The following is a 15,468-nucleotide window of genomic DNA, read 5'->3' on the forward strand; positions in this document are numbered from 1 at the left end:
CGGGCGTGGACGAGCTGATCACGGGGCCGCTGCACGGCCGGCACGTCGCCCTGGGGGCGACCCTCGGCGCGTTCGGCGGCTGGTCGATGCCGATCGCCTACCCGGCCGGCACGGTGGCCGAGCACACCGCGGTCCGTGAGGCCGTCGGGGTCTTCGACGTCAGCCACCTCGGCAAGCTCCTGGTCCGCGGCCCCGGCGCGGCGGCCTTCGTCAACGCCTGCCTCACCGCGGACCTCGGCCGGATCACGCCGGGGAAGGCGCAGTACACGCTGTGCTGCACGGAGTCGGGGGGTGTCGTCGACGACCTCATCGCCTATCTCGACGGCCCGCACGAGGTCCTCCTCGTCCCCAACGCCGCCAACGCCGCCCGGGTCGCCGCGCTGCTGCGCGACGCCGCCCCGGCCGGGATCGAGGTCGTCGACCGGCACCGCGAGCTCGCCGTGATCGCGGTGCAGGGGCCGCGCTCGGCCGAGCTGCTCGCCACGACGTTCGCGGGGTCCGCCGGCGTGGCCGGGCTGGACTACATGGCGTTCGCCGACGCCGGCGAGGTCCGGGTCTGCCGCACCGGTTACACCGGCGAGCGCGGCTACGAGCTGCTCGTGCCGGCCGCGCAGGCCCCGGCGGTCTGGGACGGCCTCCTCGCGGGCGCGGAGCCGCTCGGTGTTCGGCCGTGCGGGCTGGGGGCGCGGGACACGTTGCGCACCGAGATGGGCTACCCGCTGCACGGGCAGGACCTCTCGTCCGACATCACGCCGGTTCAGGCCGGGAGCTCGTGGGCGGTCGGCTGGTCCAAGCCGGCGTTCTGGGGCCGCGAGGCGCTGCTGGCCGAGCGGGAGGCCGGCCCGGCCCGCCGGCTGCGCGGGTTGCGGGCCACCGGACGCGGGATCCCGCGCGCCGGCATGACCGTGCTGACCGGCGGCGAGCCGGTGGGGGTGACCACCTCGGGCACCTTCTCGCCGACCTTGCGGACGGGCATCGCGCTGGCGCTGATCGACACCGCGGCGGGGGTGTCGGCCGGCGACGTCCTCACCGTGGACGTCCGGGGACGGGCCCTGGAGACGCAGGTCGTGAAGCCGCCGTTCGTCCCGTCGCACGTCCGATGATCGGACTCCCGACCGGCTGACGCGCTCCTTGCCCGTCGGGTTACCGTTCATTCATGAACGCGCCGCTGTTCACCCGAATCCCGAACCCCGCGCCGGCCTCCGACCAGCGGCGCAGCGAGATCCTGGCCGCACCGGGGTTCGGCCGCTACTTCACCGACCACATGGTCACGATCCGCTGGACGTCCGCGGAGGGCTGGCACGACCACAAGGTCGAGCCGTACGGGCCCATCGCGCTCGACCCCGCGACGATGGTCCTGCACTACGGGCAGGAGATCTTCGAGGGCCTCAAGGCGTACACGCAGCCGGACGGCACGATCGCGTCGTTCCGGCCGGAGGCCAACGCGGCCCGGTTCCGCCGGTCCGCCGTCCGCCTGGGCATGCCCGAGCTGCCCGACGAGCAGTTCATGGCCGCGCTGCGCGAGCTGATCGACGTCGACCGCGCCTGGGTGCCCCCGGCCGGCGGCGAGGAGTCGCTCTACCTGCGCCCGTTCATGATCGCCACCGAGGTCGGGCTGGGCGTGAAGCCGGCCGACTCGTACCTGTTCCTGCTGATCGCCTCGCCGGCCGGCGCGTACTTCCCGGGCGGGGTCAAGCCGGTCGACGTCTGGCTGTGCACGGACTTCACCCGCGCCGCGCTCGGCGGCACCGGCACCGCGAAGTGCGGCGGCAACTACGCCGCCTCGCTGCTGCCGCAGGCCCAGGCCGCGCAGCAGGGGTGCGCGCAGGTCGCCTACCTCGACGCCGCGGAGAAGAAGTGGGTCGAGGAGATGGGCGGGATGAACCTGTTCTTCGTCCTCGGCTCGGGCGACTCCGCGGAGCTCGTCACGCCGGAGCTGTCCGGCAGCATCCTCGAGGGCGTCACCCGGCACTCGCTGCTCACGCTGGGCAAGGAGATCGGCTGCCAGGTCACCGAGCGCAAGATCTCGGCGGAGGAGTGGCTCTCCGGGTGCGCGGACGGGACCATCACCGAGGTCTTCGCCTGCGGCACCGCCGCGGTGATCACCCCGGTCGGCGCCGTCAAGTTCAGCGAGGGCGCCGGCGTCGGGTCGGTCCGGGTGGCCGACGGGCAGCCGGGCGCCATCACCACGCGCCTGCGCACGCTGCTCACCGACATCCAGCGGGGCAGCGGCACGGACACCCATGGGTGGATGACGGCGCTCTGATCTGACGCCGGCTCCTCCCTGGTGCAGCGGCAGGGACCCCTGACGCACGGCCCGGGCGTGGGTCGTGTCATGGAGCCATAACGCTGTCGGGCCGGTGAGTGGAGCGCGTCATGGAGCCATAACGCGCTCGGACCGAGGCGTGGAGCGCGTTATGGAGCCACGACGCGATCACGCGGCGAGGAGCAGCAGGACGGCGGCGGTGCCCAGCTCCGCCGCCGCACCCAGCACGTCTCCGGACATCCCACCGAACCGGCGCGCGGTGTGCGCCGAGAGCGCCACCACGAGGACCGCCGCGAGCGCGACTCCGGCCGGCCCGCGCCAGCCCGCGACCGCGTAGCCCGCGGCGGCCAGCACGACCCACCACAGCGGCGCCACCCAGGCGGGCTGTGACTCGGCGACCATCGCGCCGAGCCCGCCCGGCCGGGCCGCCGGTACCCCGCGCCGGGCGATCCAGCAGAACCCCGCCCGCCCGCCGGCGACGGCGACCGCGGCACCGGCGACGACCTGCCAGCCGGACAGCGCCCCCAGCGATCCCGCCTGCATGCCCAGCACCACCAGCAGCGTCACGACGGCGAAGGGCCCCGCGCCGCCGTCCTTCATCACCGCCAGCGCCCGCTCGGGCGGGCCGAAGCAGCCCAGGCCGTCGGCGGTGTCGGCGAGCCCGTCGACGTGCATCCCCCGCGTGCCGAGCGCCAGCACCCCGACGGCGAGCAGGCCGGCCACCAGTCCGGGCACGCCGAGCGCGGTGAGGCCCCACACCACCAGCCCTGCGACGGCACCCAGCCCGGCCCCGACCAGCGGAGCCCAGCGCAACGCCCCGGCCGCGGTCCGCGCCGACGGGGCGCCGGTCCGCACGGGCAGGACGGTGAGCCAGCTCAGCGCGAGGGCGAGCGCACTCATGCCCCGCTCATCCGCTGACCGCGCGCACCGGCGCGATCCCGCTCGCCTCCGCGGTCGCGGTCTCGCCGAGCAGCCGGGCGGCCGCCTGGACGAGCGGCAGCACGGTGACCGCGCCGGTGCCGTCGCCCTGGCGGACCTGCAGGTCCAGCACCGGGACGAGCTGCAGGTGCTGCAGGACGAGCGTCATCGCGGGCTCGGGGGAGTGCTGCGCGGCGAGCCACCACTGGTGCGCGCCCGGGGCCAGCTCGTCGGCCAGCAGCCCCGCGGCCCCGACGACCAGCCCGTCGAGCAGCACCGGGGTGCGCCGCAGCGCGGCCTGCACGAGGAACCCGGTGAGGACCGCGAGATCGGCGCCGCCGGCCGTGCGCAGCAGCGCGTGCGGGTCGCGCAGGTGCGGCTTCGCCCGGCGCAGGGCGTCGCGGATGGCGGCGGCCTTGCGCATCCACGCGTCGTCGCCGATGCCGGACCCCCGCCCGACGACGGCGACCGGCTCGGCCCCCGTCACCGCCGAGACCAGGGTCGAGGCCGGGGTGGTCGCGCCGACGCCCAGCGAGGCGGGGACGAGCAGGTCGGCGCCGGAGTCGACCTCCTCGTCGGCCAGGGCGCGGCCGATCCGGATCGCGTTCTCGACCTCGGCGGCGGTGAGCGCGTCCTCGCGGTCGATCCGGCCGCTGCCCCGGCGGACCTTGAACCGCTCCTGCCCGGGCAGCATCGCCTCGCGGTCCAGCCCGACGTCGACCACGCGGACCGACGCCCCGGACACCGACGCCGCCACCGCGACCGGCGCGGACTGCTCCAGCGCGGCCGCGACCTGCCGCGCGGTGACCTCCGGCGGGTACGCCGAGACGCCGGCGGCGGCGATCCCGTGGTCGGCCGCGACGACGACCACCCGCGCCCGGGAGGGCGGCCGCGGCGGGCAGACGCCCTGCATCGACGCCAGCCACAGGCCCAGGTCGGCGAGCACGCCCAGCCCGCCCGCGGGCACCGCCAACGCCTCGTACCGGGCGACGGCCTCGCGCCGCGCCTCGAGATGGGGTGCGGGGACGGCAGGGAAGGGGCTCTCGCTCACGCGCCCTTCCTACCGTCCGGCCTGGGCAGGCGCCGCGGCAGCCCACCCGTCGGCTCGCCTGCCCTTGATCGCTGTCCCGGACCGTCCGCGGCCGCCCGTGGCCTTCAGCGGTCCGAGGCGGCGATCACTCGGCCTGCGGCGGGCTTCAGGCGCAGTGGCAGGCCGGCCACCAGCAACACCACCTCGTCGCAGACCTCGGCGAGGGCGGCGTTGAGGGCGCCGAGCTCGTCCCGGAACAGCCGGCCGGCGCGGGTCGCGGGCACCACGCCCAGCCCGACCTCGGCCGACACCAGCACGCACGACGCCTCGACGGACGACGGCGCCCGGCGCACGGCCTCGACCAGGGTCGCGACGGCGTCGTCGACCCCGGGCGGGGTGGTGGGCGCCTCCCAGGCCTCGGTGTCGTCGAGGACGCCGGTGAGCCAGGTGGCGAGGTCGTCGACCAGCAACGGCCCGCCGCGGGCCAGTTCGGCGACGAGGTCGGGTTCCTCGACCGTGGTCCAGCAGGCCGGGCGACGCGCGGCGTGCCGGGCGATCCGGGCCTCCCACTCGAGGTCGTCGAGCCGGCGGCGGGCGGTGGCGGCGTAGCGCACGGGGGCGTCGGCGGGCAGCAGCGCCTCGGCGTACCCCGACTTGCCCGACCGGGTGCCGCCCAGGACGAGGGTTCTCAGACCTGCGCCCCGCGCTGCACCCGCGGCTTGGGCACGCGGAGCTTGCGGATCTGGCTGGCCCGGGTGAAGGCGTACCAGCCGGTGCCGAGCCCGCTGATCTGCTCGTTCGGGAACTTGGCCCGCGTCTGCCTCGTGATGCGGATGCCGAGCGTGACGCCCTCCACCACCATCACGAACAGCACGACCAGGCTGAACAGGCTCAGGTACTGCTGCACCGACGGGATCGGCAGCAGCACCGAGATCAGCACCACCACGGCGAGCGGCATGAACAGGCCCATGAGGTGCGGGCGGGAGTCCACGACATCGCGGATGTAGGCCTTGACCGGCCCGCGGTCGCGGGGGAGGAGCACCCGCTCGTCGCCGGCGTCCATCCGGGCCCGGCGCTCCGCGGCCTGCGCGCGGCGCTCGTCCTTGCTCGGGCGGTTGGCCTTGGCCAGGCGGGAGGCCTCACGCTGGGTCTTCGGCGGGGGCGGGGCCGGGCCGCGGCGCTTGGTCTCGGCGTCCCGGCGCTTCGGCGTGGGCTTGCCCTTGCCCTGCGTCCAGCGCGGATCGAGCGGCTTCTTCTCCTGCGTGCCCTCGGCCTCGTCCGTGTCGACGGACGCGGATGCCGGGGGATCGTCGGAGCGGCGCAGGAACCTCACAGGTCCACAGGGTACGGGCGATAGCGTGCGCGGTGTGCGTGTGGTCGTCGCTCCCGACTCCTTCGGCGGAACCCTGAGCGCGCGGGCGGCGGCCGGCGCCATCGCGGAGGGCTGGCTGCGCGCCGTGCCGGACGCCCGGATCGAGCGCCTCCCGCTGGCCGACGGCGGCACCGGCTTCGTCGACGTCCTGCAGGAGCGCCTGGGCGGGATCCTGCACGAACCGCAGGTCACGGGGCCGTTCGGCGACCCGGTGACCGCGCCGTGGCTGCAGGTCGGCACGGTCGCCTACGTCGAGTCGGCGGCGGCGTGCGGGCTGCACCACGTGCCCCGCGAGCGGCGGACGCCGGAGGTGGCGGGGCGCGTCACCACGCGTGGGGTCGGCGAACTGCTGCTCGACGCCCGGGCCGCTGGCTGCACGGAGGCCGTCGTCGGGCTCGGCGGATCGGCCACCACCGACGGGGGTGCGGGCATGCTCGCGGCCCTCGGCGCCGCCCCGCTCGACGCGTCCGGCGCGGAGCTGCCGCCGGGCGGCGCGGACCTGGGCCGGTGCGTCCGCCTGTCCGGCACCCCGGACGCGGGGCTGTCGCTGGTCGCGGCCGCGGACGTCGACAATCCGCTCCTCGGCCCGCACGGCGCCGCCGCGGTGTTCGGTCCGCAGAAGGGGGCCGACGAGGCGACGGTCGCGGCGCTCGACGCCGCACTCGCGGTCTGGGCCGGGGTTCTCGCCGGGGCGACGGGCCGGGACGTGCGCGACGAGCCCGCCGCCGGTGCCGCCGGTGGCCTGGGGGCGGCGCTGCTGGCGCTCGGTGCGCGCCGGGAGTCCGGGGCGGGCCTGGTCCGCCGGCTCCTGGGGCTCGACGCCGCGCTCGACGCCGTCGCCGCCGAGGGCGGCCTGGCGGTCACCGGCGAGGGCAGCTTCGACTGGCAGTCGCTGCGCGGGAAGCTGATCACCGCGGTCGCGGGCGCGGCGGCCGAGCGGGGCGTGCCGTGCGTCGTCCTGGCCGGGCGGGTCAGCGTGGGGCGGCGGGAGGCGGCCGCCGCGGGTGTCGACGCCGCCTACTCGGCCTCGGAGCACGCGGGCGGGATCGAGGCCTCGATGGCCGACCCCGCGGGCACGCTGTCGGCGCTGGCCGAGCACGTCGCGCGCCGGTGGGGCGGTTCCCCGCTGAGCCGGTGACCCGGATCACCCGCTCGGCGGAGGGTGGATCCCCGCAGGCCCGGGAGGGTGTCGGCGGGAGGGCCTACTATGGGTCGCGGTACGACTCCCGGGTCGCCGGGAACAGTTCCGTCACGTGCGCTGTTGGGAGAGTTCATGACCGTCGAGAACACCGTCGAGGCCGGCGCCGCCGAGGAGACCCACGGCGTCGAGCTGACCGACAACGCCGCCCTCAAGGCCCGCTCCCTGCTCGAGCAGGAGGGCCGCGACGACATGCACCTGCGCATCGCCGTGCAGCCCGGTGGCTGCGCCGGTCTGCGCTACCAGCTCTTCTTCGACGACCGTTCGCTCGACGGCGACCTGTTCCGTGACTTCCACGGCCTCAAGGTCGGCGTGGACCGGATGAGCGCGCCGTACCTGCAGGGCGCGGTCATCGACTTCGTCGACACGATCGAGAAGCAGGGCTTCACCATCGACAACCCGAACGCGGGCGGCTCCTGCGCCTGCGGCGACTCCTTCAACTGAGTCCCGGCGTCGCGGGCCCCCGGGTCGGAGAAGGTCACCTCTTCTTCACCCGGGGGTTCCGTCATGTCTGACGTAAGGTGTCCCGACGTGCGTATCGCCGTCACCGGATCCATCGCCACGGACCACCTCATGCACTTCCCGGGGAGGTTCGCGGACCAGCTCGTCGCCGAGCAGCTCGACCGGGTGTCGCTGTCGTTCCTGGTCGACGAGCTGACCATCAAGCGTGGCGGCGTCGCCGGCAACATCGCCTACGCGCTCGGCGTGCTCGGGCAGTCGCCGGTGCTGGTCGGGGCGGTCGGCGCGGACTTCGCCGACTACCGCTCGTGGCTCGACCGGCACGGCGTCGACACCAGCGGCGTGCACGTGTTCGACGACGTCCACACCGCCCGGTTCGTCTGCACCACGGACGACGACATGCGCCAGATCGCCTCGTTCTACGCGGGCGCGATGGCCCGGGCCCGGCTCATCGAGCTGCAGCCCGTCGCGGAGCGGGTCGGCGGGGTTGACCTGGTGCTGATCGGCGCCAACGACCCCGAGGCGATGGTCCGGCACACCGACGAGTGCCGGCAGCGCGGCTACGCCTTCGCCGCGGACCCGTCGCAGCAGCTCGCGCGGCTGGACGGCTCGGAGATCCGGAAGCTCGTCGAGGGCGCGCAGTACCTGCTGACCAACGACTACGAGTGGGAGCTCCTGCTCAAGAAGACCGGCTGGACGCCCGAGCAGGTCGGGGAGAAGGTCGGCACACGGATCACCACGCTGGGTGAGAAGGGCGTGCAGATCGTCGGGCGCGACGGCGTCGCCCTCGAGGTCGGGGTTGTGCCGGAGACGGCGAAGGTCGACCCGACCGGCGTCGGCGACGCCTTCCGCGCCGGCTTCCTGGCCGCTACCGGCCGGGGCCTGTCGCTGGAGCGTGCCGCGCAGCTCGGCTCGCTGGTCGCGGTGCTGGTGCTGGAGACGGACGGGCCCCAGGAGTGGCGGTGGGACCGGGGCAGCGCCCTCGAGCGCCTGCAGCAGGCCTACGGCCCCGACGCCGCCGCCGAGATCGCCGCCGCCCTCCCCGCCTGACCGCTGCACGGTCCGCGAGTCGGCACTCTCCGGTCACCGAACTACACATCCCGGGCGACCGCGATGTGTAGTTCGGTCGCCCGGGAGTGCCGACTCGCGGTTACAGGGTGACGGGGTAGGCGGGCTCGGGGACCTCGGGCGTGATCCGGCGCTCGACGAAGATGCCGTACCAGATCAGGAAGACCAGCAGCGTCCAGATCCGGCGGCTGTGGTCGACCGGGCCCTCGCGGTGGGCGTCGAGCATCGCCTGGACCGCCGGCAGGTCGACCAGGTGACCGGCCCCGGAGTCGCGGATGATCTGGCGGGCCCAGGCGTACATCTCGTCCCGCAGCCAGTGGCGGATCGGCACCGGGAAGCCCAGCTTGCGTCGGTTCAGCACGTGCGACGGCACGACCTGCGCCAGCGCCCCGCGCAGCGCGTACTTGGTGGTGCCGCTCGCGCCGCCGGTGATCTTCTGCGCCAGCGGCAGGGCCGACGCGATCCGGAACACCTCCGGGTCGAGGAACGGCACCCGCAGCTCCAGCGAGTTGGCCATGGTCATCTTGTCGGCCTTGACCAGGATGTCGCCGCGCAGCCAGGTGAAGAGGTCGACGTGCTGCATCCGCGCCACCGGGTCCCACTTCTCGGAGGCCGCGTAGTGCGCGGCGGTGACGTCGGTGTGCGAGACCCGCGGGTCGTACTGGCGCAGGATCTCGTGCAGCTGGTCGTCCCGGAAGATCCGGGCGTTGCCGTAGTAGCGCTCCTCGAGCCGCAGCGAGCCCCGGCGCAACAGGTCCTTGCCGCGCATGCCCTCCGGCAGCCGGCGGGACGCCCGACCGAGCAGCGGCCGCAGCGTGCCCGGCACCTTCTCGAACGGCGACAGCGACAGCGGCTCGCGGTAGATGGTGTAGCCGCCGAACAGCTCGTCGGCCCCCTCGCCGGAGAGCACCACCTTGACGTACTGGCGGGCCTCGCGGGCGATGAACCAGAGCGGGACGAGCGCGGGGTCGGCCACCGGGTCGTCGAGGTACCAGACGATGAGCGGCAGGGCCTCCATCATCTCGTCCGGCTTGACGGTGCGGACCACGTGCCGCACGCCGATCGCCGCCGCGGACTCGGCGGCGACGTCGACCTCCGAGTAGCCCTCGCGCTCGAACCCGGTGGTGAAGGTGATGAGGTCCGGGTTGTGCTCCTTGGCCAGCGCGGCGATGGCCGTGGAGTCGATGCCGCCGGAGAGGAAGGCGCCCACGGTGACGTCGGCGCGCATGTGCTTGGCCACCGAGTCCCGCAGGACCTCGGTGATCTCGCCGTGCACGATCGCCTCCGCCTCGGCGCTGGCCGGGGCGTGCGAGGGCAGCGACACGAACTGCGGGTGGAAGTAGCGGTGGTGCACGGGCTGCTGGCCGGCCTTCACCGTGGCGTAGGTGCCGGACTCGACGCGCCCGATCGCGCGGTGCAGCGTCTCCGGCTCCGGGACGTACTGCAGGATCAGGTAGTGCTGCAGGGCGGCCGGGTCCAGCTCGTCCGACCCGGCGATGCCCAGCTCGGGGGCCAGCTCGAGGAGGCTCTTCTTCTCGCTCGCGAAGGCGACGCCGGTCGGCCCGGACGCGAGGAAGAGCGGCTTGATGCCGAACGGGTCCCGCGCGACGAACAGCTGCCGCTCCCGGGCGTCCCAGATCGCGAAGGCGAACATCCCGCGCAGCCGGGTGACGGCCTCGGCGCCCCAGTGGTGGAAGGCGGCCACGACGGCCTCGGTGTCGCCCTCGGTCGCGAACTCCGCGCCCAGCCCCGCGAGCTCGTCGCGCAGCTCGAGGTAGTTGTAGACCTCGCCGTTGAAGACGATGGTGTAGCGCCCCGCGTCCTCGGCCGGCGCCGGCGGCCAGTGCAGCGGCTGGTGGGAGCCCGCCACGTCGATGATCGAGAGGCGGTTGAAGCCCAGCACCACGTCGGCGTCGTTCCAGGTGCCGCTCTCGTCCGGCCCGCGGTGCCGAGCGCACCTCAGGGCGCCGGCGATGGCCTCGGTCCGGTCGGCCGCGTCAGCGCCGGCGGTCAGCAGTCCCAGCAGTCCGCACACAGGGAGCAAGTATGGCGGTCCCGGACCGGGGACCCCCGGACGGGTCATGCGGCAGGGGCCGGACCCCCGGGGGCGCGTCGGACGGATCTGCTCGGCTAGTCTCTACGCGTGGTCGAAGGTCCGCCCCGTCCCGGGCGTCCGGACCCTCGGCCTGACCGGCCCGGGCCGATCGGGTTTGCGCTGGTCGGAACGAGGAAAGGGTGTGGTGGGAACACCACGCGGACGAGGGGAAGGCGGCGGGCAGTGAGCCGATCGGAGCGCGGCGGCACGACCGTGCGTGGCCGTACCGGGTACGTCCGGGCGGCGAAGCTCGCCGGTCTCGGGCTGCTGACGATTCCGCTCCTGGCCGGATGCTCGGTCCAGGACGCCATCCGCTTCGGGTGGCCGGTGGGCGTCACGCCCGAGGCCGAGCAGATGCGTCACCTGTGGACCTGGGCGGCGATCGCCGCCCTCTGCGTCGGCGTGATCACCTGGGGCGCGATGTTCTGGGCGGTGGCGTTCCACCGCAAGAAGAAGGGCGACGACGAGTCGGTCCCGCGGCAGACGCAGTACAACCTGCCGGTCGAGATCGTCTTCACGGTGATCCCGACGATCATCGTGGCCGTGCTCTTCGGCTTCACGGTGGCCGTCCAGCAGTACGTCGACAAGGACACGCCGACCGACATGAACGTCGCGGTCACGGGCTTCCAGTGGAACTGGGAGTTCACCTACCCCGGCCAGATCGCGGCCGACGGCAAGCCGGTCCAGACGATCGGGACGTCGAACACCATCCCGCTGCTGGTCCTGCCCACGCAGCGCTCGATCCAGTTCACGATCGCGTCCAACGACGTGATCCACAGCTTCTACGTGCCGGAGTTCCTCTTCAAGCGGGACGTCTTCCCGATGCCGGAGAAGAACGACACGGACAACACCTTCGTGATCGACCGGATCGACCACGAGGGCGCGTTCGTCGGCCGCTGCGCCGAGCTCTGCGGCACGTACCACGCGTCGATGAACTTCGAGGTCCGTGCGCTCAACCCGGACCTGTACGACCGGTACATCGCGCTCCGCAAGGCGAACAACCCGGCCACGGGCGTGCCGTACACCGCCCAGGAGGCCCTGGCCACGCTGAACTGCGGCCAGTGGTGCGCCCCGGAGGCCATCACGACCCGTCCGTTCACCGACCGTGGGCAGCGTGCCCAGGCCGAGGCCCAGCCCGTCGCGGCCGGGAACTGAGGGAGGACCAGCGATGAAGGTCGAATCCCGGATCTTCGAGATCTGCACCGCCTTCTTCTTCGTCGCCGCGATCGTCTACACGGTCCTGACGCACGAGGCCGTGGGCATCGCCGCGCTGTTCCTCACCGGCGGACTGTCGCTGATCGTCGGCACGTACTTCCGGTTCGTGTCCCGCCGGCTCGAGGAGCGGCCCGAGGACAACCCGGACGCCGAGGTCTCCGACGGCGCCGGCGAGGTCGGCTTCTTCTCGCCCGGCAGCTACTGGCCGATCGCCGTGGCGGGCTGCGCCGCGCTGGTCGGCGTCGGCCTGGCGTTCTTCTTCTGGTGGCTGATCGTGATCGCCGGCGTGCTGCTGCTGATCGCGGTCGGCGGGCTCGTCTTCGAGTACCACATCCGCCCCGCGAGCCACTGAGCCACGGTCGACGGCGCCGGACCCCCGCGGGGATCCGGCGCCGTCGGCGTTCTCGGGGACTCGGCGTTCTCGGGGACTCAGAGGGCGCGGTGCATGATGTGCAGCCCGACCAGCCCGTCCCGCGGGTGGCGGAAGGCCTCGGGCACCGTACCGACGATCGTGAAGCCGAGGGACTCCCACAGCCCGACGGCCCGGACGTTCGACGCGACGACCGCCGAGAACTGCATCCCCCGATAGCCGCGGCGGCGCGCCTCGTCGAGGGTGAACTCGGCGAGCGCCCGGCCGATACCACCGCCGGCACGGTCGGGGTCGACCATGAACCCGGCGTTGGCCACGTGGTCGCCGGGCCCGGGCTGCACGGGCTTGAGCAGGGCTGTCCCGACGACGGCCGCGTCCCGCTCGGCGACGATCGTGGCCGCGGGCGGCGGGGGCATCCAGAGGGCCCGCGCCTGCTCCTCCGAGGTCTCCGGGTCCCACGTGTAGGTGTCGCCGGCCGCGACGACGCGGTGCCAGATCGGCCAGATCGCGGGCCAGTCCTCCCGGCCCGCGACCCGGAACGTCACGTCAGCCACGGGCCGCCGGGCCGAGCGCGTCGCGGGCGATGATGACCTGCTGGATCTGGCTGGTGCCCTCGTAGATCCGGAAGAGCCGCACGTCGCGGTAGAAGCGCTCCACCGGCACCCCCCGCATGTACCCGGCGCCGCCGTGCACCTGCACCGCCCGGTCGGCCACGCGGCCCACCATCTCCGAGCAGAAGTACTTCGCGGCGGCGGGCCCGGCGATCCGGTCCGTGCCGGCGTCGAACGCCTTGGCGGTCTCGAGCACCAGCGCACGGCCGGCGTAGTAGTCGGTGACCGAGTCGGCCACCAGGCCCTGGATCAGCTGGAAGCGCGCGATCGGGGCACCGCCCTGCTCGCGGGTCTTCGCGAACTCGGTGGTCTCGTGGACCAGCCGCGCCGCCATACCCGCGCACACCGCGGCGATGTGCAGCCGGCCGTGGGCCAGGCACTTCGCGGCGATCCGGAAGCCCTGGTCGACGCCCTCCTCGCCACCGATCACGGCGTCGGCCGGGACGCGGACGTCGTCGAGGTGGACGTCGGCGGTCCAGGCGCCGGACTGCCCCATCTTCTTGTCCTTGGGCCCGATCGAGAGCCCCGGCGTGCCCTTGGGCACCAGGAAGGTCGAGATGCCGCGGTTGCCCTTGGCCTCGGGGGTGGTCCGGGCGAAGAGCATGATCACGTCGGCGACGGGCGAGTTGGTGATGTACCGCTTCGACCCGTTGATCACCCAGTGGTCGCCGTCGCGCTTCGCGGTGGTGGCCAGGGCCGACGGGTCGGAGCCGGCGTCGGCCTCGGTGAGCCCGAACGAGGCCGTGACCTCGCCCGACGCCAGCCGCGGCAGCCACGCCTTCTTCTGCTCGTCGGTGGCGCCCTCCAGCAGCACGTGCCCGGCGATCCCGTTGTTGGTGCCGAACAGCGACCGCAGCGCGGGGGTGGTCCAGCCGAGCTCCATGGCCAGCTGCACCTCCTCGTACGCCGAGAGCCCCAGCCCGCCGTACTGCTCGGGGATGGTGAAGCCGTAGAGCCCCATCTCCTTGCACTGCGTGACGATCCGCTCCGGGATGACGTCCTGCTCGTCGATCTGCTCCTCGAGCGGCACGACCTCGGTGCGGATGAAGTCCCGCACCGACTCCAGCACGTGTGTCAGGTCGTCGACGTCCACCGGCTGCTCCTTTCGTTCCTTCGCCACCGACGCTAGCTCAGCGCTGATGGATCACTCCGCGCGCTCCGAACTCCGCTCAGCGCACCCGCGCCAGGACGAACCCGTCGTACCCCTTGGTGCCGACGGTCTGCAGCGCGGTCGCCTCCACGCGGTCCTCCGTCTCCAGCGCCGCGAACATGTGCCGCGTGCCGTCCGTGGACGGGTCGCCCGGGGAGAGGACCCGGCCGCCGCGGACCACGTTGTCGACGACGATCACGGTGCCCGGACGGCCGAGGCGGATCGCGTGGTCGAGGTAGGCCGCGTTGTTCTGCTTGTCCGCGTCGACGAACACGAGGTCGAAGGGGCCCTCGAGCGTCGGCAGGGTGTCCAGCGCCGCTCCCACCCGGATCTCGACGCGGTCGGCGAGGCCCGCGTGCTCGAGGTTGGCCTGCGCGACCGCCGCGTGCTCGGGAGAGTACTCACAGGTCACGAGCGTGCCGTCGGACGGGAGGGCGCGGGCCAGCTCGATCGTGGAGTAGCCGCCGAGCGTGCCGATCTCGAGGATGCGGTGGGCGCCCGCGATCCGGGCGAGCAGGTGCAGGAAGCGGCCCTGGGCGGGGGAGACGTCGATCGCCGGCAGCCCGGCTTCGGCGTTGCGGGCGAGCGCCGCGCCGAGCACCGGGTCCTCGGGGAGGAGGGCGGCCTCCAGGTAGCGGTCGACCCGGCCCCAGACGGCGCTGTCTCTCGCGCCGTCCTTCGCGCCGTCCCTGGTGCTGTCGCTCATGCTCCCAGCCTGGCCCTCCGACGGGCCGCGAGCCAGGGGGCCGGTATCGCCGCGTCCACCGTGTCGGGTCGGACACGCCTCCCGTCGCCGGCCGGCGGACCCGCCTAGGGTGCGGTACATGTCGGAAGCGAACGATCCGGGGTCGGCGCGACGGGCCGCGGGCGGCGAGCGGGTGGTGTTCGACGGCACCGCCGGCAAGCTGGTGGGGGACCGGTGGCCCGCGGCCGGTGAGCGCCGCGGGCCCGCGCTGCTGCTGCACGGCGGGGGCCAGACCCGGCACTCCTGGTTCCGGACGGCCGCTGCGCTGGCCGACGCCGGCTGGGACGCGATCGCGCTCGACGCCCGCGGGCACGGCGACAGCGACTGGGCGCCCGACGGCGACTACGGCACCGACGCCCTGAACGCGGACCTGCTCGCGGTCGCGGAGCAGGTGGGCGAACCCGCGCTGCTGCTCGGGGCCTCGATGGGCGGGATGACCGCGCTGGTCACCGAGGGCGAGCACGGCGGCGTGGCCCGCGCCCTGGTGCTGGTGGACATCGTCCCTCGGGTCGAACCCGACGGCGTCGCGAGGATCATGGCGTTCATGGGTGCGAACCCCGACGGCTTCGGCTCGCTCGAGGAGGTCGCCGAGACCGTCCGCGCCTACAACCCGCACCGCAAGCGGCCGCCGAACCCGGAGGGCCTGCGCAAGAACGTCCGGCTCCGCGAGGACGGGCGCTGGTACTGGCACTGGGATCCCGCCTTCCTCCGGGTCGGGGACGAGCCGCGGCGCTCGGCGACCCACGAGCGCGCCGCGGCCGCTGCCGCCCGGGTCACCGTGCCCACGCTGCTGGTTCGCGGCGCCCAGTCGGACATCGTGAGCTCCGACGGGGTGCAGGAGTTGCTGCAGCTCATCCCCGGCGCGGTCCACATCGACGTCTCGGCGACCGGCCACATGGTCGCGGGCGACGACAACGACGTGTTCACCAGCACCGTGCTCGGCTTCCTGGCCGACCACCAGGTGTAGCCGG

At 74.0% G+C, this 15,468-nt stretch carries 16 protein-coding genes; 8 read left to right on the top strand and 8 right to left on the bottom strand.

Translation table 11 applies throughout. The annotated features are described in order from the left end of the window. The first annotated feature begins 5 nt into the window (after nucleotides 1-5). Nucleotides 6-1,103, top strand: a complete 1,098-nt coding sequence (gene gcvT, locus LWC33_RS10715) for a glycine cleavage system aminomethyltransferase GcvT (protein WP_233304132.1) — start codon at nucleotides 6-8, stop codon at nucleotides 1,101-1,103. Nucleotides 1,104-1,156: 53 nt separating this feature from the next. Continuing rightward, on the top strand, nucleotides 1,157-2,266 hold the full coding sequence (locus LWC33_RS10720; protein ID WP_233304133.1) for a branched-chain amino acid aminotransferase: 1,110 nt from the start codon (nucleotides 1,157-1,159) through the stop codon (nucleotides 2,264-2,266). A 168-nt stretch (nucleotides 2,267-2,434) separates the two neighbouring features. Here the strand turns inward: LWC33_RS10720 and LWC33_RS10725 are convergent, their stop codons facing one another. The 4 genes from LWC33_RS10725 to LWC33_RS10740 all read right to left on the bottom strand — a co-directional run bounded on the left by LWC33_RS10725 (nucleotide 2,435) and on the right by LWC33_RS10740 (nucleotide 5,547). Beyond that, nucleotides 2,435-3,166 carry an adenosylcobinamide-GDP ribazoletransferase gene (locus LWC33_RS10725; RefSeq protein WP_233304134.1) on the bottom strand — a complete coding sequence of 244 codons (732 nt, stop codon included), beginning with the start codon at nucleotides 3,164-3,166 and terminating at the stop codon, nucleotides 2,435-2,437. A 7-nt stretch (nucleotides 3,167-3,173) separates the two neighbouring features. After that, nucleotides 3,174-4,235, bottom strand: coding sequence for a nicotinate-nucleotide--dimethylbenzimidazole phosphoribosyltransferase (gene cobT, locus LWC33_RS10730; protein WP_233304135.1), 1,062 nt, complete (start codon nucleotides 4,233-4,235; stop codon nucleotides 3,174-3,176). 104 nt (nucleotides 4,236-4,339) lie between these two features. After that, nucleotides 4,340-4,906 carry a bifunctional adenosylcobinamide kinase/adenosylcobinamide-phosphate guanylyltransferase gene (locus tag LWC33_RS10735; protein ID WP_233304153.1) on the bottom strand — a complete coding sequence of 189 codons (567 nt, stop codon included), beginning with the start codon at nucleotides 4,904-4,906 and terminating at the stop codon, nucleotides 4,340-4,342. Further along, nucleotides 4,903-5,547: a DUF3043 domain-containing protein gene (locus LWC33_RS10740; protein WP_233304136.1), complete on the bottom strand. Its 645-nt coding sequence runs from the start codon at nucleotides 5,545-5,547 to the stop codon at nucleotides 4,903-4,905. The genes LWC33_RS10735 and LWC33_RS10740 overlap by 4 nt, the downstream gene beginning before the upstream one ends. Before the next feature lie 34 nt (nucleotides 5,548-5,581). Here LWC33_RS10740 and LWC33_RS10745 point away from each other — a divergent pair, with 34 nt between their 5' ends. The 3 genes from LWC33_RS10745 (at nucleotide 5,582) to LWC33_RS10755 (ending at nucleotide 8,293) form a co-directional block, all read left to right on the top strand. Beyond that, nucleotides 5,582-6,724: a glycerate kinase family protein gene (locus tag LWC33_RS10745; protein ID WP_233304137.1), complete on the top strand. Its 1,143-nt coding sequence runs from the start codon at nucleotides 5,582-5,584 to the stop codon at nucleotides 6,722-6,724. 135 nt (nucleotides 6,725-6,859) lie between these two features. Then, on the top strand, nucleotides 6,860-7,228 hold the full coding sequence (locus LWC33_RS10750) for a HesB/IscA family protein (protein WP_037040814.1): 369 nt from the start codon (nucleotides 6,860-6,862) through the stop codon (nucleotides 7,226-7,228). A gap of 63 nt (nucleotides 7,229-7,291) precedes the next feature. Then, nucleotides 7,292-8,293 (top strand): carbohydrate kinase family protein, encoded by a 1,002-nt coding sequence (locus tag LWC33_RS10755; RefSeq protein ID WP_233304138.1) that lies wholly within the window; start codon nucleotides 7,292-7,294, stop codon nucleotides 8,291-8,293. Between the two features lie 100 nt (nucleotides 8,294-8,393). On the opposite strand, the gene asnB is transcribed toward LWC33_RS10755, so the two are convergent. Continuing rightward, nucleotides 8,394-10,346: an asparagine synthase (glutamine-hydrolyzing) gene (gene asnB / locus LWC33_RS10760; protein WP_233304139.1), complete on the bottom strand. Its 1,953-nt coding sequence runs from the start codon at nucleotides 10,344-10,346 to the stop codon at nucleotides 8,394-8,396. Between the two features lie 243 nt (nucleotides 10,347-10,589). On the opposite strand from asnB, the gene ctaC reads away from it, so the two are divergent. Continuing rightward, nucleotides 10,590-11,561, top strand: coding sequence for an aa3-type cytochrome oxidase subunit II (gene ctaC / locus LWC33_RS10765; protein ID WP_233304140.1), 972 nt, complete (start codon nucleotides 10,590-10,592; stop codon nucleotides 11,559-11,561). Nucleotides 11,562-11,574: 13 nt separating this feature from the next. Further along, nucleotides 11,575-11,973, top strand: a complete 399-nt coding sequence (locus tag LWC33_RS10770; RefSeq protein ID WP_233304141.1) for a cytochrome c oxidase subunit 4 — start codon at nucleotides 11,575-11,577, stop codon at nucleotides 11,971-11,973. A gap of 77 nt (nucleotides 11,974-12,050) precedes the next feature. Here the strand turns inward: LWC33_RS10770 and LWC33_RS10775 are convergent, their stop codons facing one another. The 3 genes from LWC33_RS10775 to LWC33_RS10785 all read right to left on the bottom strand — a co-directional run bounded on the left by LWC33_RS10775 (nucleotide 12,051) and on the right by LWC33_RS10785 (nucleotide 14,458). After that, nucleotides 12,051-12,545 (bottom strand): GNAT family N-acetyltransferase, encoded by a 495-nt coding sequence (locus LWC33_RS10775; protein WP_233304142.1) that lies wholly within the window; start codon nucleotides 12,543-12,545, stop codon nucleotides 12,051-12,053. Continuing rightward, nucleotides 12,538-13,695 carry an acyl-CoA dehydrogenase family protein gene (locus tag LWC33_RS10780; RefSeq protein ID WP_233304143.1) on the bottom strand — a complete coding sequence of 386 codons (1,158 nt, stop codon included), beginning with the start codon at nucleotides 13,693-13,695 and terminating at the stop codon, nucleotides 12,538-12,540. The genes LWC33_RS10775 and LWC33_RS10780 overlap by 8 nt, the downstream gene beginning before the upstream one ends. Before the next feature lie 76 nt (nucleotides 13,696-13,771). Then, entirely contained in the window at nucleotides 13,772-14,458 is a 687-nt protein-coding gene (locus LWC33_RS10785; protein WP_233304144.1) for an O-methyltransferase, read from the bottom strand. 118 nt (nucleotides 14,459-14,576) lie between these two features. Here LWC33_RS10785 and LWC33_RS10790 point away from each other — a divergent pair, with 118 nt between their 5' ends. Further along, complete coding sequence (locus LWC33_RS10790) at nucleotides 14,577-15,464, top strand: alpha/beta fold hydrolase (RefSeq protein WP_233304145.1); 888 nt, start codon at nucleotides 14,577-14,579, stop codon at nucleotides 15,462-15,464. The last annotated feature ends 4 nt before the right edge of the window (nucleotides 15,465-15,468 follow it).

It is taken from the genome of Pseudonocardia terrae, assembly GCF_021343995.1.
Classification (GTDB): Bacteria; Actinomycetota; Actinomycetes; order Mycobacteriales; family Pseudonocardiaceae; genus Pseudonocardia; species Pseudonocardia terrae.